Annotated in this window: 27 protein-coding genes and 1 pseudogene; 5 read left to right on the forward strand and 23 right to left on the reverse strand. The window is 30.0% G+C overall.

The window, feature by feature from the left end:
* Positions 1-67 precede the first annotated feature (67 nt).
* Both ELQ10_RS02105 and ELQ10_RS02110 read right to left on the reverse strand, forming a co-directional pair.
* Positions 68-805, reverse strand: coding sequence for a hypothetical protein (locus tag ELQ10_RS02105; protein ID WP_002933178.1), 738 nt, complete (start codon positions 803-805; stop codon positions 68-70).
* On the reverse strand, positions 798-2,024 hold the full coding sequence (locus ELQ10_RS02110; RefSeq protein ID WP_134250124.1) for a hypothetical protein: 1,227 nt from the start codon (positions 2,022-2,024) through the stop codon (positions 798-800). The genes ELQ10_RS02105 and ELQ10_RS02110 overlap by 8 nt, the downstream gene beginning before the upstream one ends.
* A 126-nt stretch (positions 2,025-2,150) precedes the next feature.
* Here ELQ10_RS02110 and ELQ10_RS02115 point away from each other — a divergent pair, with 126 nt between their 5' ends.
* On the forward strand, positions 2,151-2,735 hold the full coding sequence (locus ELQ10_RS02115; RefSeq protein WP_002881678.1) for a YigZ family protein: 585 nt from the start codon (positions 2,151-2,153) through the stop codon (positions 2,733-2,735).
* A gap of 43 nt (positions 2,736-2,778) precedes the next feature.
* Here ELQ10_RS02115 and ELQ10_RS02120 read toward each other — a convergent pair whose 3' ends face one another.
* From ELQ10_RS02120 to ELQ10_RS02145, 6 genes are all read right to left on the reverse strand, one after another.
* The gene (locus tag ELQ10_RS02120; protein ID WP_002895392.1) at positions 2,779-3,162 is read right to left on the reverse strand and encodes a hypothetical protein; all 384 of its coding nucleotides are present in this window, start codon (positions 3,160-3,162) and stop codon (positions 2,779-2,781) included.
* A 75-nt stretch (positions 3,163-3,237) separates the two neighbouring features.
* A complete protein-coding gene (locus ELQ10_RS02125; RefSeq protein WP_002859498.1) occupies positions 3,238-3,573 on the reverse strand; it encodes a hypothetical protein in 336 nt (111 codons plus the stop codon).
* Positions 3,563-5,140 carry an ABC-F family ATP-binding cassette domain-containing protein gene (locus ELQ10_RS02130; protein ID WP_133401532.1) on the reverse strand — a complete coding sequence of 526 codons (1,578 nt, stop codon included), beginning with the start codon at positions 5,138-5,140 and terminating at the stop codon, positions 3,563-3,565. Before ELQ10_RS02130 ends, ELQ10_RS02125 begins: the two co-directional genes overlap by 11 nt.
* Positions 5,141-5,217: 77 nt before the next feature.
* Positions 5,218-5,685 carry a hypothetical protein gene (locus ELQ10_RS02135; RefSeq protein WP_002866020.1) on the reverse strand — a complete coding sequence of 156 codons (468 nt, stop codon included), beginning with the start codon at positions 5,683-5,685 and terminating at the stop codon, positions 5,218-5,220.
* A 49-nt stretch (positions 5,686-5,734) separates the two neighbouring features.
* Positions 5,735-6,088: a hypothetical protein gene (locus ELQ10_RS02140; protein ID WP_134250125.1), complete on the reverse strand. Its 354-nt coding sequence runs from the start codon at positions 6,086-6,088 to the stop codon at positions 5,735-5,737.
* A 251-nt stretch (positions 6,089-6,339) separates the two neighbouring features.
* Complete coding sequence (locus tag ELQ10_RS02145; RefSeq protein WP_002778403.1) at positions 6,340-6,762, reverse strand: hypothetical protein; 423 nt, start codon at positions 6,760-6,762, stop codon at positions 6,340-6,342.
* A 166-nt stretch (positions 6,763-6,928) separates the two neighbouring features.
* On the opposite strand from ELQ10_RS02145, the gene ELQ10_RS02150 reads away from it, so the two are divergent.
* Both ELQ10_RS02150 and ELQ10_RS02155 read left to right on the forward strand, forming a co-directional pair.
* Positions 6,929-7,138: a transcriptional regulator gene (locus ELQ10_RS02150; protein ID WP_134250126.1), complete on the forward strand. Its 210-nt coding sequence runs from the start codon at positions 6,929-6,931 to the stop codon at positions 7,136-7,138.
* Between the two features lie 60 nt (positions 7,139-7,198).
* Positions 7,199-8,155, forward strand: coding sequence for a hypothetical protein (locus ELQ10_RS02155; protein WP_070316760.1), 957 nt, complete (start codon positions 7,199-7,201; stop codon positions 8,153-8,155).
* A 4-nt stretch (positions 8,156-8,159) separates the two neighbouring features.
* Here the strand turns inward: ELQ10_RS02155 and ELQ10_RS02160 are convergent, their stop codons facing one another.
* Positions 8,160-8,732, reverse strand: a complete 573-nt coding sequence (locus tag ELQ10_RS02160) for a YceI family protein (RefSeq protein WP_002870418.1) — start codon at positions 8,730-8,732, stop codon at positions 8,160-8,162.
* Positions 8,733-8,805: 73 nt separating this feature from the next.
* Positions 8,806-9,168, reverse strand: coding sequence for an HIT family protein (locus tag ELQ10_RS02165; protein ID WP_002933160.1), 363 nt, complete (start codon positions 9,166-9,168; stop codon positions 8,806-8,808).
* Between the two features lie 106 nt (positions 9,169-9,274).
* Between ELQ10_RS02165 and ELQ10_RS02170 the strand changes: the two genes are divergently transcribed.
* Complete coding sequence (locus ELQ10_RS02170) at positions 9,275-9,979, forward strand: putative metalloprotease CJM1_0395 family protein (protein ID WP_002861166.1); 705 nt, start codon at positions 9,275-9,277, stop codon at positions 9,977-9,979.
* Positions 9,980-10,043: 64 nt separating this feature from the next.
* Here the strand turns inward: ELQ10_RS02170 and ELQ10_RS02175 are convergent, their stop codons facing one another.
* The 11 genes and pseudogenes from ELQ10_RS02175 to lgt all read right to left on the reverse strand — a co-directional run bounded on the left by ELQ10_RS02175 (position 10,044) and on the right by lgt (position 22,222).
* Complete coding sequence (locus ELQ10_RS02175; protein ID WP_002866324.1) at positions 10,044-10,250, reverse strand: hypothetical protein; 207 nt, start codon at positions 10,248-10,250, stop codon at positions 10,044-10,046.
* Positions 10,251-10,281: 31 nt separating this feature from the next.
* Positions 10,282-10,368: pseudogene (locus ELQ10_RS08615) on the reverse strand (hypothetical protein); the annotation flags it as partial.
* 170 nt (positions 10,369-10,538) lie between these two features.
* Positions 10,539-12,260, reverse strand: coding sequence for a GMC family oxidoreductase (locus ELQ10_RS02185; protein ID WP_002865876.1), 1,722 nt, complete (start codon positions 12,258-12,260; stop codon positions 10,539-10,541).
* Position 12,261: 1 nt separating this feature from the next.
* The gene (locus ELQ10_RS02190) at positions 12,262-12,990 is read right to left on the reverse strand and encodes a gluconate 2-dehydrogenase subunit 3 family protein (protein WP_134250127.1); all 729 of its coding nucleotides are present in this window, start codon (positions 12,988-12,990) and stop codon (positions 12,262-12,264) included.
* A 135-nt stretch (positions 12,991-13,125) separates the two neighbouring features.
* Complete coding sequence (locus ELQ10_RS02195) at positions 13,126-13,830, reverse strand: tetratricopeptide repeat protein (protein ID WP_044778528.1); 705 nt, start codon at positions 13,828-13,830, stop codon at positions 13,126-13,128.
* The gene (locus tag ELQ10_RS02200; RefSeq protein WP_134250128.1) at positions 13,830-15,659 is read right to left on the reverse strand and encodes a dynamin family protein; all 1,830 of its coding nucleotides are present in this window, start codon (positions 15,657-15,659) and stop codon (positions 13,830-13,832) included. The genes ELQ10_RS02195 and ELQ10_RS02200 overlap by 1 nt, the downstream gene beginning before the upstream one ends.
* The gene (locus tag ELQ10_RS02205) at positions 15,649-17,835 is read right to left on the reverse strand and encodes a dynamin family protein (RefSeq protein WP_134250129.1); all 2,187 of its coding nucleotides are present in this window, start codon (positions 17,833-17,835) and stop codon (positions 15,649-15,651) included. The genes ELQ10_RS02200 and ELQ10_RS02205 overlap by 11 nt, the downstream gene beginning before the upstream one ends.
* A 27-nt stretch (positions 17,836-17,862) precedes the next feature.
* Positions 17,863-18,588, reverse strand: a complete 726-nt coding sequence (locus ELQ10_RS02210; RefSeq protein ID WP_002854302.1) for a fumarate reductase iron-sulfur subunit — start codon at positions 18,586-18,588, stop codon at positions 17,863-17,865.
* Positions 18,581-20,572, reverse strand: coding sequence for a fumarate reductase flavoprotein subunit (locus tag ELQ10_RS02215; RefSeq protein ID WP_070304920.1), 1,992 nt, complete (start codon positions 20,570-20,572; stop codon positions 18,581-18,583). The genes ELQ10_RS02210 and ELQ10_RS02215 overlap by 8 nt, the downstream gene beginning before the upstream one ends.
* Positions 20,556-21,338 (reverse strand): fumarate reductase cytochrome b subunit, encoded by a 783-nt coding sequence (locus ELQ10_RS02220; protein ID WP_133401538.1) that lies wholly within the window; start codon positions 21,336-21,338, stop codon positions 20,556-20,558. Before ELQ10_RS02220 ends, ELQ10_RS02215 begins: the two co-directional genes overlap by 17 nt.
* 68 nt (positions 21,339-21,406) lie before the next feature.
* The gene (gene lgt / locus ELQ10_RS02225; RefSeq protein ID WP_134250130.1) at positions 21,407-22,222 is read right to left on the reverse strand and encodes a prolipoprotein diacylglyceryl transferase; all 816 of its coding nucleotides are present in this window, start codon (positions 22,220-22,222) and stop codon (positions 21,407-21,409) included.
* An 89-nt stretch (positions 22,223-22,311) separates the two neighbouring features.
* Here lgt and ELQ10_RS02230 point away from each other — a divergent pair, with 89 nt between their 5' ends.
* Positions 22,312-23,211 carry a membrane lipoprotein lipid attachment site-containing protein gene (locus ELQ10_RS02230; protein ID WP_002861157.1) on the forward strand — a complete coding sequence of 300 codons (900 nt, stop codon included), beginning with the start codon at positions 22,312-22,314 and terminating at the stop codon, positions 23,209-23,211.
* Between the two features lie 73 nt (positions 23,212-23,284).
* Here ELQ10_RS02230 and ELQ10_RS02235 read toward each other — a convergent pair whose 3' ends face one another.
* Together ELQ10_RS02235 and ELQ10_RS02240 are read right to left on the reverse strand one after the other, a co-directional pair.
* Positions 23,285-24,073, reverse strand: coding sequence for a shikimate dehydrogenase (locus ELQ10_RS02235; protein WP_134250131.1), 789 nt, complete (start codon positions 24,071-24,073; stop codon positions 23,285-23,287).
* The gene (locus ELQ10_RS02240) at positions 24,070-24,906 is read right to left on the reverse strand and encodes an SPOR domain-containing protein (RefSeq protein ID WP_134250132.1); all 837 of its coding nucleotides are present in this window, start codon (positions 24,904-24,906) and stop codon (positions 24,070-24,072) included. Before ELQ10_RS02240 ends, ELQ10_RS02235 begins: the two co-directional genes overlap by 4 nt.
* Positions 24,907-24,913 lie beyond the last annotated feature (7 nt).

Raw genomic sequence — 24,913 nt, forward strand, 5'->3', positions numbered from 1 at the left:
AGGATTAAATAATATAAATATTTGTGTAAGTATTTATATAAGTATTTGGTGGGTTGAAAAATGGGGGTTATATTTTAGAGCACTCGTAATTTTTATTTTTTATATTAACAAATTGACTTTTAAGTGTTTTAAAATCTGGAATATAAGCATAACCGCTAAGCGTATCTATAACGATACAAAGAGCATGCTTTTTTGATAACAAACGTATAATGCAATCTGAATTATTCTTTGCTAAAGTTTTTTCATATGCATAATTGGCATTTTTTAACGGAGAATACACTCTGCCCATTTCATCAAATACTAATCTAGTAAATCCTGAACAAGATCCTTTGAATTCAACCTTTTCTATTCCGAATCTTTTTGTAAGATTAAATCTTTGTGTAGTTTTTTCATCATCTTTACTAATAACTCCACTTTGACCTGAATTCATTAATTTGTTATGATTGATTACATCAACAGCAATTTCTCTATCTATATTGATTTCAGTTTTACCTAAATTAGCATTTCCATCGCCATTTTTATCCAAGAAAATAGTATATGTTTGATCATAACCTGTGGCAGCTGATTTTATAAAATAAATCTGCCATTTACTTTTAAACCACTCTCTTTTTGCGATAGCCAGCTCATCAACTCTTATGCCTTCTTGCATCATGGCTAAACTTTGGGTATATTGGATATCATTAAGAATTTGTATTGCACCTTCTAGTAGATTGTCTTTTTTTAAGTAAAGACTGCCTAAATTAAAAACTATACCTAAAATGAGAATTATAAACACAAATTCCAACAAACTGAAAGCTTTAATCATAGTTTAAAATCTGATATACTTTTTCATATTTTCCAAGTTTTACTTTAACAATTTTTTTGTCCATATCATGCTTATCGGCTTGTTTTAAAGCTTTTAAATAAAACTTATTGCTATTTTTTATTCCATAAAATCGCAATCTTTTTTGCAAACTTGGGGCTGTTGCAAGCTCTAAAACATCTTGTTTTTTTAATACTAGCGCCAATTCTTTAGCAAAATGATAATTATTGGCAAAATGGCGATTTGGATTGTTTATAAAATAATACAATAATTGATTAGCGACGATTAAAAAGTAACAAAATATCAAAAAAATTATAGAACATTCTATAAAGATTTTATACCTTAATCGAAAAACTGGTAATCTCACCCTATAACTTTGCATTAAAGTTTTTATAAGTAAAGGGGTACAAATAACACAAAAAGGCAAAAAATCATCTAAAAAAAGTTTTTGTCTTAAAGAAAGCAACAAACAAAATACAAATGTTACGCTCATTAAAAACCATAATAAATTTTTATATTTCTGAAAAGTCAAACGATAAATAGTATAAAAAAAATACACAAAAACCAAAGGAGAAAAACATGCAGCAAAAATTCCTAAAGTATCTAAAAAATAACCTCTTGGACGACCACCTGTATCAAAACCATAAAAACTAATACTCGCTCCAAACAAAACAAGAGATAAGGTAAATAAAATAGCATTTCTTTTATAAATCCCAAAAAAGAAAAAAGTTAAAAATAAAATATTAAAAGATTTATCAACAAATAATACTATAATCAATAATATATAAAAAAGCCATTTTTTTTCATATTCGTAAGCACATAATATAGCAAGGGTTAAAAAAATCACCAAAGATGCGGCATTAACCAGCAAAGCACTTGCAACAGTACCCGGCAATAAAACAAATAACAATAAAGAAAAAAAAGCATCAATTTTAGTTTTAGTATATTTTAAAGCTAGCAAATACAAAAGCAAACAACTTAAAAAATGAAAAAATAAAAAAGGAAGCCTTAAACCAAAATCATTTTGCCCAAAAATAAAAGTTCCAAAATGAGATATATAATAAAGCAAACTATGGGAAAAAATAAGTGATTTACCCTGCTCACCAAAATAAATATCAGCTTCATCAGCACTAATACTCAGTGTTGAAATTCCATAAAGCAAAGCCAACAAATCAAGACTAAGTAAAATGATGATAAGTTTATAATTTTTGATTTTTTCCATAATGAAAATTTTACAAAATTAAACTTAAAATATCAATGCAAATCATATAAATATCAAATATCTTAAAAATTAACATCAAATTGATTTTAGTTTTTATAAGTATAATTTTAAACAAAAAAGGCAAAAATGCAAACTATTGATCAAATTTTTCAAACACAAATCGATATTAAAAAATCTATTTTCTTATCTTTTCTTTGCCCTTTTAAAGATTTTAAATTTTTAATAGAAACGCTAAAAAAAGAGCATCCAAAAGCTGTTCATTTTGTCTATGCTTATCGTGTTTTAAATGATTTTAATCAAATTGTAGAAGATAAAAGCGATGATGGAGAGCCTAAAGGAACTTCTGGAATGCCAACTTTAAATGTTCTAAGGGGCTATGATCTTATCAATGCGGCTTTAATCACTGTAAGATATTTTGGCGGTATAAAACTTGGTACAGGGGGACTTGTAAGAGCCTATAGTGATGCGGCAAATGCCGTGATTAATAATTCTTCTTTACTTTCATTCGAATTGAAAAAAAATATAACCATTGCTATTGATTTAAAAAATTTAAATCGTTTTGAACATTTTTTAAAAACTTATTCTTTTAATTTCACAAAAGATTTTAAGGATTGCAAAGCTATATTACATATCAAATTAAATGAAAAAGAGGAGCAAGAATTTGAAATTTTTTGTAAAAATTTTGCACCTTTTGAAATAGAGAAATTATAAATTCTTGCAAGTAAATACAAAAGCTCCAAAATGGAGCTTTTGATTAAATTGCGTTCAATAAATCATTTAACAAAGTATTATTCTTACTTTGTTCATTTGCACCTTGTTGTGTAAGATCATTGTGAACGCTAGCACTTTGAGCTCTCATAGACAACTCGCCTTCATTTTGTCTAAAACGATAAGCGTAAACATTTGACATTTGAGCATAATTACTTAAATTTGAATTTGAGTTTTGCGCATTGCTTTGAAAACTATTGCTAGAATTTAAAGCATCTCCGCTTGACTTCTCATCCGCCTTATTTAATATATCCATAAAATCAGAATTTCCAGATGAAGAATAATCTTCAACCTGTTTATCCACCTGTTTATACTGACCACTAATAGCATCGTATTCATACGAGCTGATCGTTCTATAATTTACCTGCATAGTTTTCTCCTTTCAAAATATGCAAAAACTATACAAGCAAAAAGTGTTCCTTTTTTATGCAAAAATTAATGTTTTTCAATCATGATGAGTAGGTAAATGCTCCACATCAAGCTCATTATTGGCTATAAATTCTTCCTTGGCTTTTTTACAGTTTTCATCACGCATTTTGCGGTATTCATTGCGAATCGTGATTTCTTTATCGCTTAGAGGTCTATCTTCTAAAAAACTAATATGAAAATAAGTATCATCGCTCTTTGAATAAGTTTTATAAAAATCTATATAATCAAAATAATCCTTGCCATTATCAAACTCTACCACTTCTTCTATATAAATCGTAGGCCCAAAACCCTTGTGATTTTGCGTATAGTGCCCAAAACCTGCGCTGTATTGAATTCTAAATTTAGCCATCATTTTCTCCTAAAAATTCTTGATAAGTTCCATGAAAATCTGTAAGCTTACCATTTTCTAAATGCCAAATTCTATTAGCAAAAGCAGAAACTAACTCCCTATCGTGGCTGATACAAAGCACTACACCTTTGAAATTATACAAAGCTTCACCTAGTGCAATAATACTTTCAAGATCTAAATGGTTATCAGGCTCATCTAAAAGCAAGAAATTTGGACGCTCTAGCATTAAACGAGAAAGCATTAAACGGTGTTTTTCACCCCCACTTAAACTTGCTGCCATCTTTTCTTGATCACTGCCACTAAAAAGCATTCTACCTAAACACTTACGGATTTCATCTAGATCTTTAAATTTTTCACTCATAAGCCATTCGTAAAGTTTCAAATTTTCACAAATTAAATTACTTGTATCTTGAGGAAAATATCCAAGCTCTATAGTTGCCCCAAGATGTATAGATCCACTATCTGGACTTATAGCATGGGCAATGATTTTTGCCAAAGTACTTTTGCCCACACCATTTGCCCCGATCAAAGCGATTTTATCATTTTTTTCTATTTTTAGCTCCAAATTTGAAAATAGTTGTTTATCATAAGCCTTGCCTATACCTTTAAATTCTAAAACTTCATTACCTATTTCACGATTGGTTCTAAAAACTATACTAGGATCTCTACGGCTTGAAATTTTAATCTCTTCAAGCTCTAGTTTTTCAAGTGCCTTAGCACGGCTTGTGGCTTGTTTTGCCTTAGAAGCATTTGCACTAAAACGGCGAATAAAATTTTCTAATTCTTCTCTTTCTTTTAAGGTTTTATCGCGTTTAAGCTCAACTTGTTTTGCCAAAAGCGTTGAAGCCATATACCAATCATCGTAATTTCCCGCAAAATCACGAATTTGTTTAAAATCCACATCCAAAATTCTTGTACAAATTTTATTTAAAAAATGCCTATCATGAGAGATGACAACTAAAGTTCCTTCATGTCTTAAAAGCTCATTTTCAAGCCAAGAAATCGCCTCTAAATCAAGGTTATTTGTAGGCTCATCTAAAAAAAGCACATCAGCACCCAAAAATAAAACTTGAGCTAGTAAGACTTTAAATTTATCCGCACTTTGCAAGGTGCTCATCAAAGCATCAAAATCTTTAATCTTTAAAGAACTTAAAATTTTTTCACAACGCGTTTCACAATCATAATTTGGATCTTCTTCAGCCGTTATTATCTCAAGCTCACCTAAACGCTCATTGATCTCATCTGTAAATTCCTCGCTCATATAAAGCTTTTCTTTTTCTTTTAAAGCCTCATATAAACGCTTATTTGCACACATCACCGCATCTTTGATGGTGTAGTTTTCAAAGGCAAATTGATCCTGTCCTAAAACTGCGATTTTTAAACCTTCATCAAATACTATTTCACCACTACTCGACTCAATTTCTCCTGAAAGAATTTTCAAAAAAGTCGATTTTCCCGCACCATTAGCACCGATAAGTCCGTATCTTTGTCCTCGAACAAGTTTTAAATTAACATTTTCAAATAAAAGCTGATTTGCAAAACGCATAGTAAGATTTTTTACTTCAACCATGATTTTCCTTAAATTTTTTACTTATAAAAATTTTTAAGAAATTGTAGCGAAAAAGGCTTGAATTTTTAATTTTAAAATTAAATTTTTTGATAGTTAAAAATAAATTCTATAATTTTATTATAATTTTGTTTTTTAATTTTTTTATAGACTAAAAATAAATCTACTCCCCACCAAATAATGCCCAATAATAGAAAAATTCCAAACAACCCGAAAAAAATTTCAGAAATATCCAAGTTAGAATCATTTTCATAGCTAATTCCTAGTATCAAAAATAACACACAAGGAAATAAAGATAATATTATACGCAATATTCCTAATGCATAGTCTTTTATCATAAATCTATCGATTGCCAACCAACCTAAACTTAAAAAACCACATATCATACTCATAATTAGAGGTTTTATAGGATCTTGAAGTCTTAAAAATACCAAATTTGATAAAGCTTCTTTTTTATTTTGTAATTGTTCAAACTTAAGCTTTAAATTGAAAAAATCTTCTTGATTTATTTTATCTTGTATATTTAAAAGAAAAACATTATAGTCCATATCCAGTCTCCTCAAAATTAACTTTTTAAGGCATTTTTGCCTTAAAAAGTTATCTGGTAATTTCTACATATACCATACCATCATCAGTATATCTAGCAAAATACTCGATCCAAGCATCCCATTTGTAAGGGCGAGAATCAATACTTCCATTTGCTTTTACTTGAGCTTTACAATACTGTGTTTTACTTTCCTTATCGGTTAAATCGCTCATAAAACCGCTATAAGTAAATTTCAACTTTTTACGATCAACCTCAGAAAATCTACCAAAATTGTGTTCTAAAATAATCTCAGTTAAAACATTTTGTACATCTTGATCACTACATTTTGGAATACCGCTACCACAAGCACTCAAAAATACTGCCAAAATTCCAACAAACATAAATTTCGCATTAAAACATTTCATTAATTTCCTCCTTTTTTGTTCACCTAAATAATATTTTAGTTTCTCTTCATCTGTACCAAGTTCACCATTTTACTTGTAATCTCTAAAAAAACCTGTGCAATATTTAGAACAACAGACAAAATATTTAAAAGCAATTTTCTTTATTGCTTAAGAATTCTAAACCTCACTTGCCACAAAAACAAAATTTACTAAAAACTTGATAAAAATATTTTGCAAACTTATTTTTGATTATTTTTCATAAAAACTCGAAATTATTGTATAATATTTGCAATCTTTTCAAAATTTTGTTTTCTTAATTTTTTACCCACTAAAAACATATCTACAATCCACCAAATCCAATTAACAAGCCACAACAAACCATATATTATCCCTAAAGCACTATATGTAATCATTAAAATACCGCAAAACATAGCTACAATTGTAATTCCCAAGCGTATAAGCCCTAAAACCCAATCTCCTATCATAAAACGACCCACTCCAAAAGCACCAAATAAAAAAGTCCCTACCCAAAATACTAGAGCGGGACTTTTTAGCTTTATCATTGGAAGCTGTGCTACTACTTCTTTTTGTTTATCCTCATTTAAGCGATCAAATTTCTCTTTTAGCATCACGGTAGATGTTGCATCTTTTGGCAATTTATCGCCAATGCTGAAAAGAACCGAATTGAAATCCATAACTACTCCTTGAAAATTAAAAAATATCTCGAATTATTCCATACTATAACTTAATTAATATTGAAATATTAAATATATTTTATATAAAAGATTGAATATTTCAAGTGTTTTTAATAAAGAAATTTTAATGTAAAATTTTTTAAAGGCTAAATTTTTAAGGTAAAAAATGACAAAAAAGAGCAAGCGTGATATGGCATATGAACTAGAGATTGATGTTAGCACTTTATATAATTGGAGAAAATATAAACCCAATTTATATCGTATTGTTATGCTTGGCTTTAAATTTGATGAACTTTTAGAAAATAGTAAAAAAACTCATGAAGAATTACTTCATATAGAACAAACTATACAAGATGAGATTGCTAAATTTAAATAAAGTCCACTTTTAAGCTTTTTTCTATACAATTATCACTTTTATTAAAATCAAGGATTTGAAATGTTTTTATTAGATTTTTTAATATCATTGAGTTTTATTTTTGAAATTTCAGCACTTGTATTATCCTTTTACTTTAAAAATTCAAGAATTTTCTTTTTAACTTTAGTGCTATTAGGAGCTAAGTTGCCTTATTTTTATACAAGTTTTTTTCAAGCTAATTTATTTGTGGCTTTGTTTTTACCTATGATTTTTACTCTATTTTGCCTTGGAAAACACCATGCTTTAATTTTAAGTAAAAAAAATATCGCTTCAATTACAACCCTTATTTTTATAGGCGTTTTAAGCATCATTTTACCTAGAAATACTACTTTTAATAGCGCTGGTTTAGAATTTCATTTTATTGCATTAGATTTTTTTAAGCCTGTGAGTGAATTAGGATTTTTATTTTTTTTAGTCGGCTTAATACTCATTTTTATCAAAACTTTTAAAACTAAAGAATATTATCTTATTATCGCATTTTTTGCTGCATATTTTCAGTTTTTATTCCAAGAAGGAGCAGGAATAAGGTATTTTGAATTTGCAAGTTTAGTTTTTTGTTTTTATCTTTTAAATCACGCTTATAAATTGGCTTTTTTTGACATCTTAACAAAACTACCTAATGAAAAAAGCCTTACACGCTTTACAAAGGGAAAAAACAACTATATCATTGCCTTGCTTCATTTTAATGAACTAAAAGATACTAAAGAAAGCTATGCCAAACTCATCTTAAAACAAATTGCAAAAATTTTAAAACGCTTTAGAGCAAAAATTTTCATCGTAGACAATGATTTTATTTTAATTTTTAATGATAAAAATCAAGCTTTAAATCATCTTGCTTTTTTAGAATCCACCTTGAAAAACACGGAATTTAATTTAGAAAATGAAAATTTTAAACCAGATTTTAAATTAATTTGGCAAGAAAGTGAAGAAAATTTGGATAAAAATTTACAAAGTCTAAGAGCAAGACTCTTAGACTAAAAAATTATTTTTCGTTTGCTTCAACTTCGATATTTAAATTAATATCATCACTTAAAGTAATAGTTGAAGTACTTGTCGCAAATTTAAAATCAGAGCGTTTGATTTTTCCATTTAAAGAAAAGCCTATTTTTTCTTTTCCATCTTTGCCTTTAGCTACACCGCCGATTTCAGTATCTAAAACGATATCTTTAGAAACTCCAGCTATAGTTAAAGTTCCTGTCATTTTACCTTTTTCATTATCGATTTTTTCATATTTTTTCATTGTAAAAGTCATATCAGGATATTTTTTTGCTTTGAAAAAATCATCTTGCTGTAAGTGATTATCTCTTGTTTGATTTTCTGTATTTACAGATGCGATTTTTATAGTTGCATCAAGCTTTTTAAATTCAGCACTCGCAGGGTCAAAATCAATCACCGCAGAATAATCTTTGAAATTTCCTTTTACATTGCTAATTTGTAAATGTTTGATTTTAAAACCTACATCTGTATGTGCTTTATCTAAAGTATATTCTTTAGCAAACAAACCTGTGCTTAACAAAGACACCGCAACCAATGAACTTAATAAAACTTTTTTCATTTTTTTCCTTTTTTATAGTAATTTTCAATATAAAAATTTTATTAGATAAAACATAACAAATCATTAATAAAAATTAAAAAATTTTACTATTTAAAAATTTTACAAATTCTTCAAATTTAGGCAAATCAAGCTTTATTGCTTCTCTTTGCTGTTTTCCCCACATACACTCTGGAAAAAACGCATCTTCTTTAAATCTTGCCATAACATGAAAATGCACCCTTGGCACATAATTTGCAAAAGAGGCGATATTGATTTTTTCAGGTTTGTAAAATTCTATCATAGCCTTTTCACAAAGTAAAATTTTTTCAAAAAGTTCCTTTTGCAACTCTAAAGGACAATCGCTAAATTCTTTATAATTTTCTTTAGTAAAAATTTTAAGCCAAGGCACTTGAGCCTCCTCTTTCTCTATATAAATCAAATCATTTTCATAAATCATTACATTCCTTTGAAATTGTATTTATGATTATTTTACAAAATTTATCAAATTTTTAAGTCAAAATGCGTTAAAATTCCTAAAATTTAAAAAACAAAAAGGAGGATAAATGCAAATTAGTTCAAGTTATAACTCTTATGATTACTACTCTAGCAAACCTTCTTTTGATAAAACAAATCAATCTGATTCCACTCAAAAAGATGAAAAAAATCTTAGTGAAAATAAAGATGATAAAGAAAAAAATGGCGAACAAACCCAAATGGTTAATGGCGTAGAGCTAAGCCAAAAAGAAGTAGCTCAAGTTCGCGAACTCCAAAGTATCGATAGAAATGTAAAGGCTCATGAAGCTGCACATCAAGCAGCGGGTGGCGGCTTAGCAGGTGCTGCAAGTTTTACTTACACAAGAGGCCCTGATAATCAAATGTATGCTACAGCGGGCGAAGTTCCTATCAGCATGCAAAAAGGAAACACACCAGAAGAAACTATAGCCAATGCAAGACAAATCGCAGCAGCAGCTATGGCTCCTGCTGATCCTAGCCCACAAGACTATAAAGTTGCAGCAAATGCTACAAAAATGGAATTTGAAGCAAGAGCTGAAGCAATGAAACTTAAAGCCGAAGAAGCCAAAGAAAAAGAAGAAGAAAATAAAGAAAAAGATGACAAAAATTCAGAAAATAGCTTAGAAAAAACAGATAAAGATTCAAAAAACAACGATAAAAATTCAAATTTTGATAAAGACTTTAAAAATTTTGTCGCTAGAACTTATCAACAAAACTCACAAAATAACGACATTAAATTCAATATCGCATCTTAAAATTCTTAATTTAAATAAAAAAAATTATGCCAATCTTCCTTATAAATAAAGCTTTGTTTTAAAACTAAACGGACATGTCTAAAAATTTATCTTTTTTATTATCTGCTTTATCTGTATTTGTAGAATTACTTTGCTCTTCTTTTTTGGCTTCTACTTTTTTTGTATCTTCTTGCTGTTCCATAAGCTTTAAAGTATCATATATTTGATGAACTTCCTTAGGCATACATTTATGGAAACGATGACTTGAATTTGCATGTAAAATATTTAACATTTTTTATCCTTTTTATAATTTAAATTTTTGCATTTTCAATACTTTCATCTCTAATTTTAGTAAGTGTCTGCAGGGGATTATTTCCAAAATATCTATTAAAAAAACTTAAAGTAATCATCTTGCATACCACCCTCCAAGAGCAGACTACATTTGCCTTTTTGTGTAATTGTAGTTTGAATAAGAATTTATACCATTAATCATTTTTGCCTTCCTTGATATTATATACTATATCGGAAGAAAATTAAAAATTTATAATCTTGAGAGTTTTCAAAAACTCTCAAGTTATTATCAAGCTAAGCTTTTTCCACTTTTATGATATTTTAAAATACCTTCAGCACAGCGATAAGCCAAAGCTCCCACAGTATCAGTTGGATTATATCCACTATTGTGTTGGAAATTTCCTGCTCCTACAACAAAAAGATTATCCGCATCCCAGTGTTGTAAATAAGTATTAACCACACTAGTTTCTCTATCTGCGCCCATGGTTGTTCCACCTGTGTTATGAGTAGATTGATAAGGCACAACGCTATAATCCTTAAGATAAGCACCTTTTTTGATTGATTTTACTCCTTGCATTCTTTTTGCTACCTCAGCTGTTTTATCTGTGATAAATTTATGTAAAGCTCTATCTTGATCGGTGAAATTATAAGTTAAGCGTAAAAGTGGCATACCAAAAGCATCTTTATAAGTTGGATCAAGACTTAAATAATTATTCTTATGAGGCAAAGAAGCACCTTGCCCTCCTACGGTAATAGCTCTTGTGAAATTATAGTTTAATGCTTTTTTAAATTCGGCACCCCAAGTTGGAGCTCCTGCTGGAAGTGGGGCTGATTGTATAGGGCGAGTTCCAAGCTGAACGCTATAAATCATAGCTCCATGAAGGAATTTTTCCTTAGAATGATCAAAATTATCTCCGTTAAAATCATCACTCGTAGTTCCTAAAGCACCTGAACCCATGAAGGTGTTAAATTGCTCATCAAAGAAAGCTGTTGTGCCCATGTTCATTTGATAACAATAATTTCTACCTAAAGTTCCTTTACCTGTTTTTGGATCGTATTGCTCGCCTATGTTACTTACCATTAAAAGCTTAGCATTGTTAAACATATAACTTGTAAGTACAACTATATCAGCAGGCTGGATATACTCTTTCATCGTTCTAGTATCGACAAATTTTACCCCTGTTACTTTTCCGTCTTTTTTAAGAATTTGCGTTACATTGCTATAAGTGCGTATGGTGTATTTACCTGTGCTCATAGCCTTTGGAATTACTGTGTTTAAAGGACTTGCTTTTGCGCCATACTCACAACCAAAACGCTCACAATACGCACAGTATTGACAAGGAGCTAAATCTTGACCATCAGGGTTTGTATAGCCACCTTTAGAATTTGAAGCTGGCAAACGATAAGTGTGTAAATTTGAACTTTTTGCTGCACTTTCAAATCGTTTAAGCATTTTAGTATTTTCAAGAGGTTCTTGTGGATAAGGACTAGATCTAAAAGCTCCCATTTTTTCCGCTAAAGGATTTGGTTCACCTGATACCCCGCAGGTTTTTTCAAATCTATCATAATAAGGCTCCATATCCTTATAAGTCACACCCCAATCTTGCAAGGTATAATCATTACCTAATTTATTACCATATCTTTGTTTGCTTAGGGTTTGAATTTCAAAGTCATAAGGCATAAACCTAAAAGTCCAACCATTCCAATGCACCCCTGCACCGCCAACATTATTACCCAATAAAAACGAACCCATTTTACGATAAGGCAAGGCTAAACCACTAGGATCATGGCGAAAAGTCACAGTGTCTTTTGAGCAATCTTGCATCAAACCATAATTAATCCCGTATCTCCACTCATCATGGATAAAATTAAAATTTTCAGTACTTTGCATATGTCCGCGTTCTAAACTAAGTACATTCAAACCTGCTTTAGTAAGCTCTGCAGCCACTATACCTCCAGTCCATCCTGCTCCAACTGTTACCACATCTACTTTTTTTAATACTTCAGCCATTTTAACTCTCCATATCTGCTAAACCCATAGGTTCAATGTTAAAAAATTCATCACTTGCAATTTTATCCACATAGCTCATTTGTGCGCCTGGATATTGCATCATTCTCCAACCATTTTTATTATCATTTCCGCCATAAATTGGATCAGCTAAAACTCCAGCTACTGTCATATCTCTTAAAAGTGTGAAAAAATAAGAAGATTTAAAACCTGTAGTTTGAATTTTTCCTTTTTTAAAATCGCTTAAAATTTTATCCTGATCTCCACCTTTAAGCAAAGAAAAAGATTTTTTATAACGCTTTTGAGCATTTTCTTCAAGAGCATGCACACCTTCTAAAAAAATATCTTTGCGTTGCATAGGAGTTTGATAGCCTTGTTCGGCTTTGCCCTCCATGAAAGGCCCTTGCATATATTCTCTATCATTATAACCATAAGCACTAGCTAGCTGATTATCGATAAAATAAGGCACGCCTAAACCTATAGCTCCTTCTCCTTGCTCATCTTTAGGATAAATTCTTTCACAGGCTGCACTTAAGGTATCAAATTCAGTTTGAGTTTGAAAAAACATTCTACCTCTAACTTTATTTGATTTCCCTTGTGAAGCTTGATGCGAATGCGTAAGTTCTGCTGCCTTTAAAACAGCACCGCCACCTATAGTGCTAGCTGCTACTACAGAACCACCTAGAAGCCCTAGTTTAAAAAAGCTTCTGCGATCAATAATATTGTCTTGCATTACTTCTCCTTGATAATAATTTAAACAAGACTATATTAGTCCTATTAATATAAATTTAACTTTAAAAAGCGATAAATTTTGTGTTATTCTTAATTTTATTTAAGTATATCTTTGAAAGTAATGAAAATAGAACTTTTAATAAAGCTCTATATCTTTAGAATTAAGTTCTTTATAAGCTGCACAAGCTTCTTGATGTTTTTGATCACAAGCCATACCAAAATATCTTTTTGCCTTTGTTAGATCTTGTTTTTCTAGTTGATTATAGCGTCCTAGCAAATAACAAGCCTCACCAAAACCTAAAGTGCAAGATTTAGAATAAAAAGCAAGAGCAGATTTTACACTTGCTTTAACAAGCTCTCCTTTATCATATAAAGATCCTAACTGATAACAAGCTCTTGCATTTTTTAAGTCACAAGATCTTTTATAAAAACTTGAGGCCATTTGTCCATCTTTTTCTTTTTCATAAAATAAAGCTATATTATTACAACTTAACGATTCTCCTAAAGTGCAAGCTTTATTAAAAGCCAAAAGAGCTTCATTTTTATAACCTTGATTTTGCAAAAGCAAAGCCATATTAGAACACGCATTTGCTAAACCCAATTTACAAGCTTTATCATAAAATTTATAAGCTTGATTTAAATCCTTACTCACACCCCTAGCACTTTCATGCATAAAAGCTAAAGAAAAACAAGCTTTAGAAATATCTTTTTCACAAAGACTTTTAAAAATTTCATAAGCTTTATCAAATTTATTTGCCTCGTAAAGTTTTAAACCCTCTTCTAGTTCACTTAATGCAAATAATGAATTAAAAAATAAAAATAAAGTTAAAAATATTCTCATTAATCTTCCTTTATACTTTCTCTAACATTTAAAATCTGTGCTCTTCTTTTTTGAAGTTCTGCTTTTTTAAGATCTAAAAATTTATTTTTTTCTTGGATTAAATTTTGACTTTGTTCTAAAAAATTTTTTGCAATTTTTGTCAAAATAGGCTTATTAATAAGCAAAGTTTCAAACTCATAAACATTTAATTCATTTAAAACTCTTTCATAAATTTCGCTTTTTTTAGGATAAAAAAGTACGAATTCAGAACTATCAAGCTCATAAAGAACACGACTTTCATTGATTTTACGACTAAAAAATGCAAGGCTTAGTTTCGTAGCATTTTCATAATTTGTAAAAGCCTTAAGATTTAATTTTTCAAAAAATAAATCAAGCTCTAAAATACTTTTAAATAAAAGCTCCTTAAAATCTTTCAAAAAGTACTCATCACTTGCATTGCAAAAAGCTCTTAATTCACTAAAATTTTTATCACTTTGGAAAATGTGATCTTTTTGTATATTTGAAAATTCTGCTTTAAAAAGCAAAATTTCTCTCTCAAGTATGTTTATAAAGTCTTTTAATTTCATCTTGATTTCTTCAAAAGATTTATAAAGTTCATTTTTGATTTTTTTAAACTCTTTACTCATCACATCACTATTATAAAACATCGCCAAAAAAGCATCATCGCTTGAAATATAAGGCGCTTTATAATCATATCTTGTGTATAAATCTTTCTTTAAAAATCCTTTGCTTTCTTTGTAAAAATAAGCATCTTTTTCCTTAACACTTGCAAAAATTTCACTAGAAATTCTTTCGCTAATGCTTTTAAGCTGTTCTAAAATCTGATGATTTAAAATTTCAATCTCTTTTAAAAAATTTTCATACGCTAAAAGTAAATGCTTTTCATAACTTTGAAATTGATTTAATAAACGATCAAAAATACCTACAAAAAGTTGATTTTCATCTTCTAAAATTTCGCATAAATTTAAAATTTTTCTTTTAACAAATTTTTCTTTTAAAGCTGTTGTATCTAGCTGAGTTAAAAAATCAAGCAGAGATTGAAAATTAGATTTTTCATAGCTTTGCTCATCTTTAGCTTCTTTGCAAGAAATAGCAATAAGCTCATTAAAATATTTTAAAAACACACTTTTTGCATAATTCAAAACATTATCTAGTTCTTCTGTGCTTAATTTATCTTTTTGATTTAATACACAAATGCTATTTTCTCCTAAAAGTTCTAAATTTGCTTTTATGGCATCTTCTTCACTTTTTTTACCTGTATTATCAATTAAACTTAACCAAATCGCCCCATGAATATTTTTAAGCTCATCAAGAGTTGTTAAAGTATCATTTTCATTTGCATTTAAACCTGGAGTATCTACAAGAGTGATTTTTTCAAGTAAAGGAATGGGTGCAAAAATATGCAAACTTTTTGCTTGTTTTACTTCATTTCTTTGATCCGTATAAAAGGCTAATTTTTCTATATTTGTGATAATATCACTTCCATCTTCAAATTCTACTCTTAAAAAATATTCTTTTGCATAGCGTAAAAAAGTAGGTTTAAAAGTAACAGGAACAACACCCGTAGGCAAACAATTACGCCCTAAGATCAAATTTAGCAAACTTGATTTACCACTTGAAAACTGCCCTATAATAGCGATATTAACATTCTTATCCAAAGAAAACACAAGCTCTTTTAATTCATTTTCTAAAGCATAACTTGCGTGCATAAAAGGCTCGTTAAGTTCCTTGCAAAGCTCTTGAATACGCCCTTTAAAACTATCATCAAAACTCACACTATAAGTATTTTCATAGGCTTTTATAAAATCATTTAAAAGATTAATCTGCATTTAAAAGCCCCATTTCAAGTTGTTTTAATTTTTCAATTTTTTCTAAATTTTCTTCAAAAGAATTTAAAATATTAGCATCTTGATTTTTCAGACTCTGTAAAACTTTTTCAAGACTTTCTAATTTTGATTTTTGATTTTTTTCATAATGTTTTAATTTATCATTTAAAAACTCAAAAAATACTCCATTGATATTTAAAGAGTTTAAAATTTCGCTCATTTTAAATTCTTTAAAAGTATCAAAAATAACCGCATCTAAATTCGTTTCAAGCTCATATAAATCTGATTTTAGATTGCTTAATTTTTCAATTTTCAATCTTAAAAGTGCAAATTTTTCGCTTTGAAAAATACTATCTATATTTTTTGAAATTCCATCTTTAAAACCTTCAAAACCATTGTCAAAATCATCTTTTAAAAAATCATATTTTAAAGATAAATTTGTTTTAAGCTCCTCGATTTTTTTAATATTTTCAAATTTAATTTCTCTTAAAATATCATTAATCCCATCTTTTGTGGTAATATCAACTATATTTAAAATACGAGAAAGATTAAGCTTTTGTGCATTATTTTTCAAATATTTAAACTCATCTATCAAACGTTCTTTTAATTTTTTAGCCAAAAGTAAAACAAGATTATCTATGCCACTATCTATATTTTTAAGTTTTGCAACGGAATTTGAAATTTCATCTTGTGCTTCTTTTAATAAGGTGTTTTGCTTTTGAAGTTCAAGTAAAAGCTTTTGATTTTCTTCACTTACACCTTGTTTATTCTCCTTAATAAGACGATTTTGCATTTCATATTCGCTTAGAATATTTTTAAGCTCTAAATGCAATTCTTTTTTGTAAGCTCTTAAGGCAATCTTACTTTTTTCTCCTGCATAAAGCTCGTTAAAAAGATAGTTTTCAACTTCTTGCATACCACTTTTTTGCAAGCTTTCATTAGATGCTAAACCTTTATAAAAATCACTTGCCATTTTAGCGCTCACACATAAAAAATCAATCTTTTCCACTAAATTTTCATCTAAATCCACAAGTCTTGATTTTAAGCTTTCCTTGGTATAAACAATGACTTCTTCTAAATCCTTTTTGCTTAACAAATCCGCTTTAGTTAAAACAATTAAAAACTTACTCAGCCTTGAGTTTAAAAGACAATGCACCAAAAAGTCTGCATCTTTTTGAGTTAAGCTTTGAGAAGCATTCATTAAATGAATTAAAAAATCACTTTCTTTAAGATACTCATTTGTAACAATTTCTCTTTGAACTACAACATCATCAAGTCCTGGAGTATCAACTATGGAAATATTATTTTTTAAAAAAGCTAAATGACTTTTAATTTCTATTTTTTTAATTAAAGCTGAAATTTTATTTTTAGCTGAACTGAAATTTTTAAGCTCACAAAGTGCGATATTTTGTATTAAAGGTTTATCTTTGATAAAATCCTCTATATTTACACTCTTATCCAGCTTGTCAATAAATTCTTTTAAATCTGCATTAAAGTGCGAACTTTCAAGTATATTTTGCCATTCTTTTTTATCCCAAAAATATATCTTTGCTTCTTCACTCTTACCATAGCTTAATACTGTTAAATTAGCTGTTTCAGGTATGTTTGAAACCCCTAAAAAATCTTCTTTTAAAAGAGCATTTAAAAGACTTGATTTTCCTGCATTCATCACGCCAGTGATGGCTATATTAAACTCTAAATTTTGAAATTTTTCCAAAGTTTTTTGAAGTCTTGATTTTAAATTTTCATCAAAACTTAGCTTTTGAAGCTCTAAATTAATGGTGTTTAATTCTTTAAAATCATTTTGAAATAAAGCTTTTTGATCTATACTTTGAACTTTTTCTTGTGAAATAAAATCAAATATTTCGGTATTTTTCGAAATTTTTTCTAAAATTTTTAGAGCCTTAAGTAAATCTTGCTTTGGAACAAAACCTGATTTAAAAAGATTTAAAATACAAATTTGAGCATTTTGTATACTAAAAATATCCACTCTTAAATCAATTTTTTTGCAAAGCTCTTGAAATTCTTTTAAGAGAAAATATCTTTCATAATTGTCTTTATTGACACTTAAAATAATCGCACACTCGGCCGTATCAAGTTTGTTTTTATCTTGAAATTTAGCATCAAAATTTAAAAATTGGAGTTCATTTTGCCAAATTTTTTGGAATAATTCTTTCATAATCTTCCCCTTAAAAAGGGGAAAGATTTATTTATTTCTTTGAGCGACAAGTTGTCTTCTCATGTAAGCAATTTTACTTTGCAAAGGTAATTCTTTAGGGCAATTATCTTCACAAGCAAGCAATGACATACAACCAAAAACACCATCATCATCGCCCACTAATTCATAAAAATCTTCCACACTTCTATGGTCATGCGGATCTTGTAAATATCTAGCTGTTCTTAAAAGTCCTGTAGCAGCTATGAAATTTGGACGCATAAGTTTAGTTGCACAAGAAGCTACACAAATTCCACACTCTATACAACGATCAAGTTCAAAAGTTTCATCCGCAACCTCTGGCTCAATACGTTCTTCAAGTTTAGAAATATCAGTTTCTTTTTCATTATGCACCCAGCTTTCAACACGTTTACACATGTCTTCAAACCACTCGCCTGTATTCACGCTTAAATCTTTAATATGTCTAAATGCAGGCATAGGCATAAGCTCTATCACTCCATCAGGATAATCTTTAGTCAAAGTTTTACAAGCAAGTTTTGGCACTCCATTAATCATCATTGCACAAGATCCGCAAATCCCTGCACGACAAACAAAGTCAAAACTCAGATCTGCATCCATTTTTTCACGGATCAAAGTCAAACATACAAAAACCGTCATAAAAGGAGTTTCTTCAAGCTCATAAGTCACAAAATGTGGTTTAGAAATTTTGCTTAAAGGATTGTATTTAAATGCCTTTATTGTCAATTTTCTACTCATAATCAACTCCTATTCTTTGGTTTGGTGCTTTATATTTAGCTTGCAATTCATAAGGCATTAAAGCGTTTTGAATTTCATAACGACCTTTACCTTCAGCTTCCATTTTTTCACGGATAGCATCCACTTCAGCTTGGCGTTTTTCACTTAAAGGATTTTCTATAATATTTCCTTTAGCTCCATATCCACGGAATGCTGGTGGAATTTCCATTTTCATAATATCAAGCTCTTCGTATTCTATGCGTGGTAAGGTTTCGCCTTCTACCCAAAAAGTATTGGTTCTTTTCATCCAATTTAAATCATCTCTTTTTGGATAATCTTCCCTATAATGCGCCCCGCGACTTTCTGTTCTTAAAAGCGCTCCATAAGCTACGCAAAGTGCTATTTTTAACATTCTTGGCACTCTATACGCTTCTTCAAGCTCTGGATTTGCACAATCAAGTTCTTTACAATGTACTTTAACGTCTTGAGAATCTTTATAAAGTTTTTCAAGTTCATCTACTGCTTCTTTCAAACCTTCACCTGTTCTAAAGATGGCCACCTTATCCCACATGATTTCTTTCATTCTGTTTTTGATTTCAAAAACATTATATTTACCTTCTTTATCTACTAAAGATTTTAAATATTGATACTCTTTAGTTAAGAAGTCTTTTACTACATTTGTGTCAATTACTTCACCATTATTTTTGCAATAATCTGCAAAATAATCTCCCACTATCATACCTGCTACAACAGTTTCAGCACATGAATTTCCACCTAAACGATTAAATCCGTGCATATCCCAGCAAGCTGCTTCTCCACAAGCAAAAAGTCCTTCTAGCCATTGACTTTCACCTGTTGGTTTAGTTCTAATTCCACCCATAGAATAATGCTGCATTGGAAGAACTGGCGCCCAACCTTTTGGACCTTCATCTGCTGGATCAATACCATTGAAAGTTTTGCAAATATCTTGTACATCGCGGAGATTTTTTTCCACATGAGCACGACCCAATATAGAAATATCAAGCCATAAATGATCCCCATAAGGGCTTTTTACACCTTTGCCTTTACGAATATGTTCCATCATTCTACGACTTACCACATCACGGCTTGCAAGTTCTTTTTTCTCTGGTTCATAATCAGGCATAAAACGATATCCATCCACATCGCGTAAAATTCCACCATCACCACGACAACCTTCAGTAAGCAAAATACCGCTTGGTACAATAGGAGTTGGATGAAATTGCACTGCTTCCATATTTGAAAGTCTGCAAAGCCCTGTTTCAAGAGCGATGGCTGCACCCGTTCCTTCGCAAATTACCGCATTTGTAGTTTGTTTATAAATTCTACCATAGCCCCCTGTTGCTATCATGGTTCCTCTTGCAATATAAGCAATGAGTTGTCCATTAGTTAAATCTCTAGCAATTACACCTAAGCATTTTTTACCATCATGGATGATTCTTACCGCTTCCATTCTATCGATGATCTTTACTTGGTGCTTAATGGCTTCATTTGCTACACCATAAAGCATACAATGCCCTGTTGCATCTGCGATATAGCAAGTTCTCCATTTTTTAGTTCCACCAAAATCTCTAGCATTAATAAGCCCGTGCGCTTCTTCTTTTTCTTCAATCACAGTTTTTTGTGCATTGATTACAACAGTTCTTGGACCTTTAGTAACTCTAGTCCAAGGCACACCCCAAGCCGCAAGTTCACGCACTGCTTTTGGTGCAGTTTGAGCAAACATTCTTGCTACTTCTTGATCACAGCCCCAATCACTTCCTTTTACTGTATCTGCGAAGTGAAGATCTTCATTATCACCCTCACCTTTTGCCCCATTTGCTAAACTTGCCTGCATACCTCCTTGCACCGCTGCAGAGTGAGAACGCTTCACTGGACAAATACTTAAAAGTGTTACACTTTGGCCACTCTTTGCTACTTCAATAGCCGCTCTAAGACCTGCTAATCCTCCGCCTATTACTAAAGCATCACTATATTGTATATTCATAATTTGCTCCATTGTAGTTTTTTATCATCGCAGTAGTTTGGGTTTGATTTTGGTAGTTTTCATAACCTATTTTTATAAATGCTGCAAGACTTAACGCACCTAAAACTAGGAAGAAAATACTGATTATCCATTTAGCAGTTTTAAGCTTTTTACGACTTTCTTTTACATTTTTTCCTTCAAACCAACCCCATTTAACACAAAGTCTATAAAGCCCTATACTTCCATGAAGTTCAACACAGACTAAAAGAACAGCATAAAAAAGCCACATAAAATGACTTACAACCCTATCTCCTGACATATCGCCGCTGATTTTATCTGCATTGGTTACAATAAAAATAAGATGAGCAGAACCTAAGAAAAACATAATAAAACCTGTAAAAGCTTGAACCCACCATAACGAAGTATCGCTGTGATTCATTTTTTTACTGTGTGTTCTTAGTATTTGATATTGACGGTAATTAATAGGAAATTTTCTCATTGCAAGTAAAGCATGAACGAAAAAAACCACTAAAACACAGGCGGCTAAAAATGAAGTAAGATAACTCATAACAGGATTATCGTAAACAAATTTTAATTCTAAAAAATGCACCACAGAATTAAAAAAATCCTCACTGACTAAAATTGTAGAAACAAAAAGCATATGCACCCACATAAAAAGACCTAAAAAAAGCCCTGAAGCACTTTGGATAAAGTCTAATTTCGCAGGCATTTTACTTTTTTTGCCCTCAATGCTCTTACCCAAATAACCTTCGATAAGCTCACGCATCTTTACTCCTTTGTAAAAAGAAATTAAAAAAATCCATTTCATTATATTACAAAAGTCTTTAAGATAGATTAAATATTTACTTTTTTAAACTTTATACAAATATAAACTAACAAAGCTGTTATAAACATTATAAAACTTAAAATTTGTCCCATACTCATACCCCATAAAACAAAACCTATACCAAAATCAGGCTCGCGATAAAATTCACATATAAATCTTGCCAATGAATAAGCACCAGCATACACAAGAATCAATTCCCCTTGAAAGCTTTGCTTAAATCTTGCTAAATAAACTATAATAAAAACAACAATACCTTCTAAAAATGCTTCATAAAGTTGCGATGGATGGCGCAATACTCCATCAACATAAATTCCCCAAGGCACATTTGTAATGCGACCAAAAAGCTCTTGATTTAAAAAATTTCCTATACGACCAAAAACATAAGCCAATGGAACACTTAAAGCAACCAAATCAAGAAAAATCCAAGGATTTGTTTTATATTTTTTACAAAACAATAAAGTAGCTATCAAAAATCCTATAATTGCTCCATGATAACTCATACCTCGAATACCTACAAATTCACCATTAATATAAGGATTAAAAATTTGCCAAGGATGAGTAATATAATACATAGTATTTGCATCATAAATCAAAATATATCCAAGCCTTGCACCTAAAATAACCCCTATTTCAACCCATATAAAATAACTATCCAAATGTTTTTCATTAATGTCTAGTTGAAATTTTCTTAAAAAAAATTTAGCCAAAAGCAAAGCCAAAAGCAAAGCTATAACATACATAATGCCATACCAATGCACCTTTAAACCAAAGATGCTAAAAGCTATAACATTAAAATTTGAATAAATATGCTGCCAAAATTCCATATATCTTTCCTAATTTTCTTTTATAAAAATATAACAAAAAAACTTTAACTTGCTATAATTAACACAAACACATTAAATAAAGGTAAAAAATGAAAAAGTATATTTTGCTTGCTAGTAGTATGTTAATTTTAGCAGCTTGTGGGGGTACAAGCAGTAATTTTGTCAATGTTTCTATGCCAAATTTTAAACCCCAAGTTCCAACAAAGGTTGAACCTATTGATTCTGGAGTAAGCATTGCTCTTGAGCCTATTAATATAGAACAAAATAACAATTATTCTGATTATTTTGAAAATTCAGTGCTTAAAATTCGCATAGAAAAAGAAATTGATCTTTTAAAACGAAATTTAGAAGAGCAGATCAAAACCATCGCTCAACTAAAAGGCTATAAAATAGTTACTACTAATCCAGACTACACTCTTAAAAGTTCAATCAGTATTTATACGGAAGAAAAAAATGCACAAAAAACAAGCAATTTTATGAGTGGAGATTATGTAAAATCCAATTTAGGTATAAATTTTAAAGGTAAAATAGATTTTATAGATGCACACAATCCACAAAATTCAACCAATCTTTCAAGTAGCACTAAACTAGATTCTTTAGTTGCGCTTAACTATCCTATTAAAAATGATGATGGGGTTAATATGTTTAAAACTACTATCTCCACCGTACCAACTCAACTCAATAAAGGTTTAGAGCAACCTGCTTTTGAAATTGATAAAAGTTTTTTAGCTTTTTATAAAAATACATTAAATACACTTTATAACAATCTACCAAAAGCAACAGACATAGGCAAAACTATACCTAATACAAACAGTGGTTTTAATAGTTTTGATGGCGATGCTACCTTTGAAGAAAGCTTGCCTCAAACAAATTCTAATCAAAATAATACAATTGAAAACACGCCTACACAAAATATTCCTACAAATCCATCTTCAACAAATCAAAATAATCAAAGTAAAAATCAAGATGGAGTAGAAATATTTGAATGATAAAACTTGTGGGAAAATTAAACTTTCTCACACAAAAAATAAGTTTTTCTTATGCAAAAAAATAACTATCATTCTACTTTAAAATCAATGCCTGTTGCATTGCATTTTTTATCATCTCTCTTTTATCTCGTATTTCAAAAAAAAGTTCAAAAGCAAAAACTCCTTGCCATAAAAGCATATCAAGTCCATCTTTAATTTTTAAATGATACTCTTTACATAATCCATAAAAAGGTGTTTCTCTGCCATAAATTACTTCAAAAGCAAATTTAGCTTTAGGTAAAATTCTATCCAAAAGCTTTCTATCACAAGGTAAATTTTCATCTTTTAATCCAGCAGAAGTTGAATTTACAACCAAATCAAAGTCAAAATCTTGCAAGTTTTTATAAAGATAAGTTGGATAAGCTAAGAAATCTTTAAATCTTTCTTTGCTACGATTAGCTACATACACTTCTACACCTTTTTGTTTTAAAGCGTAAGCAAGCGCCAAAGCTGTACCACCGGCACCCAAAATCAAAGCTTTTTTTATATTATCAAAATCCTTAATAGCTTCTAAAAAACCTAAAGCATCAGTATTATAAGCGTAAATTTTATCTTCTTTTAAGCATAAAGTATTTGCAGAGCCAATATTTCTAGCAAAATCATCCTTCACATCAGCAATATCTAAAGCTTTTTCCTTAAAAGGCAAAGTAATATTAGCTCCACTAAGTCCTAATTTAAAAAAATCTTCTCTTAAACAGTTAGCATTTCTTAAATGATAGCGTGTATAAATGCTATCAAGCCCTAAGGCATTAATAGCATTATTATGCATTCTAGGCGATTTAGAGTGAGAAATAGGATCGCCTATAACTGCTAAAAATTTCATTTTAAAGTGAAAGAAAAAGCATCTTTTGCAATATCCTTACGGATTTTAGCAAGTTCTGCTGCAATATCTGCCTTTTCAAATGGTCCTATTAAAACCTTGGTAATTTCTTTACCTCCAACTGTAGTTTTATAAAGTTTATAATCATAACCTTTTTGCTTTACAGAAGCAAGTTCTTTTGATTTTTGATCTAAATTACTTACTGAGAAAATTTGCACATAAATGCCCGATGCTAAACCACTTGGATGCACAGGTTTAGCATCAACATTTTTAAACAAATCATTTGCATTTTGTTCTTTTTTAGAGGTTTGTTTTGCGCTTTCTTTTTCTTTTTTTACAGCTGTTTGTTTTTTTGCTTCTTCTTTAGGTTTTGCAGTTTGTTTTACTTCTTGTTTGGGAGCACTTACTTGCGGAGTGGTATTTTCTGAAGTAGTTGCTGTTGGTTCTGCTGGAACTTCTTGATCAGGCATAGCAAAATTTGTAGTATCATTGTTATTTGAACTAGAGGTTGTTGTATTTTGAGTTGTATTTTGTTCATCTTGGAATTGTTTTCTTAATGCCTCAAATTGATCTTCTGCTGAAGTATTATCTGTAATTGGCATACTTTCAAAAGAAGTATCATTGTTATTGTCTTGAGTTGCTATAGGTTCACTTGGCAATACACTTTGATTTTGCGCATTTTCATCACCGCTACCATTAATAAGCTTCATAACTATCATGATAGCTAAAAACAAAATAACTAAAGCAATAACTCGTAAAAGAATTTTTTTTACTTTTTCACTTTTATTACTTTTTTCTAAAATAATATCATCAAATTCATTTTTTTGATTTTCCATAATTTGT

The organism is Campylobacter sp. US42a, assembly GCF_004379055.1.
Lineage (GTDB): Bacteria > Campylobacterota > Campylobacteria > Campylobacterales > Campylobacteraceae > Campylobacter_D > Campylobacter_D jejuni.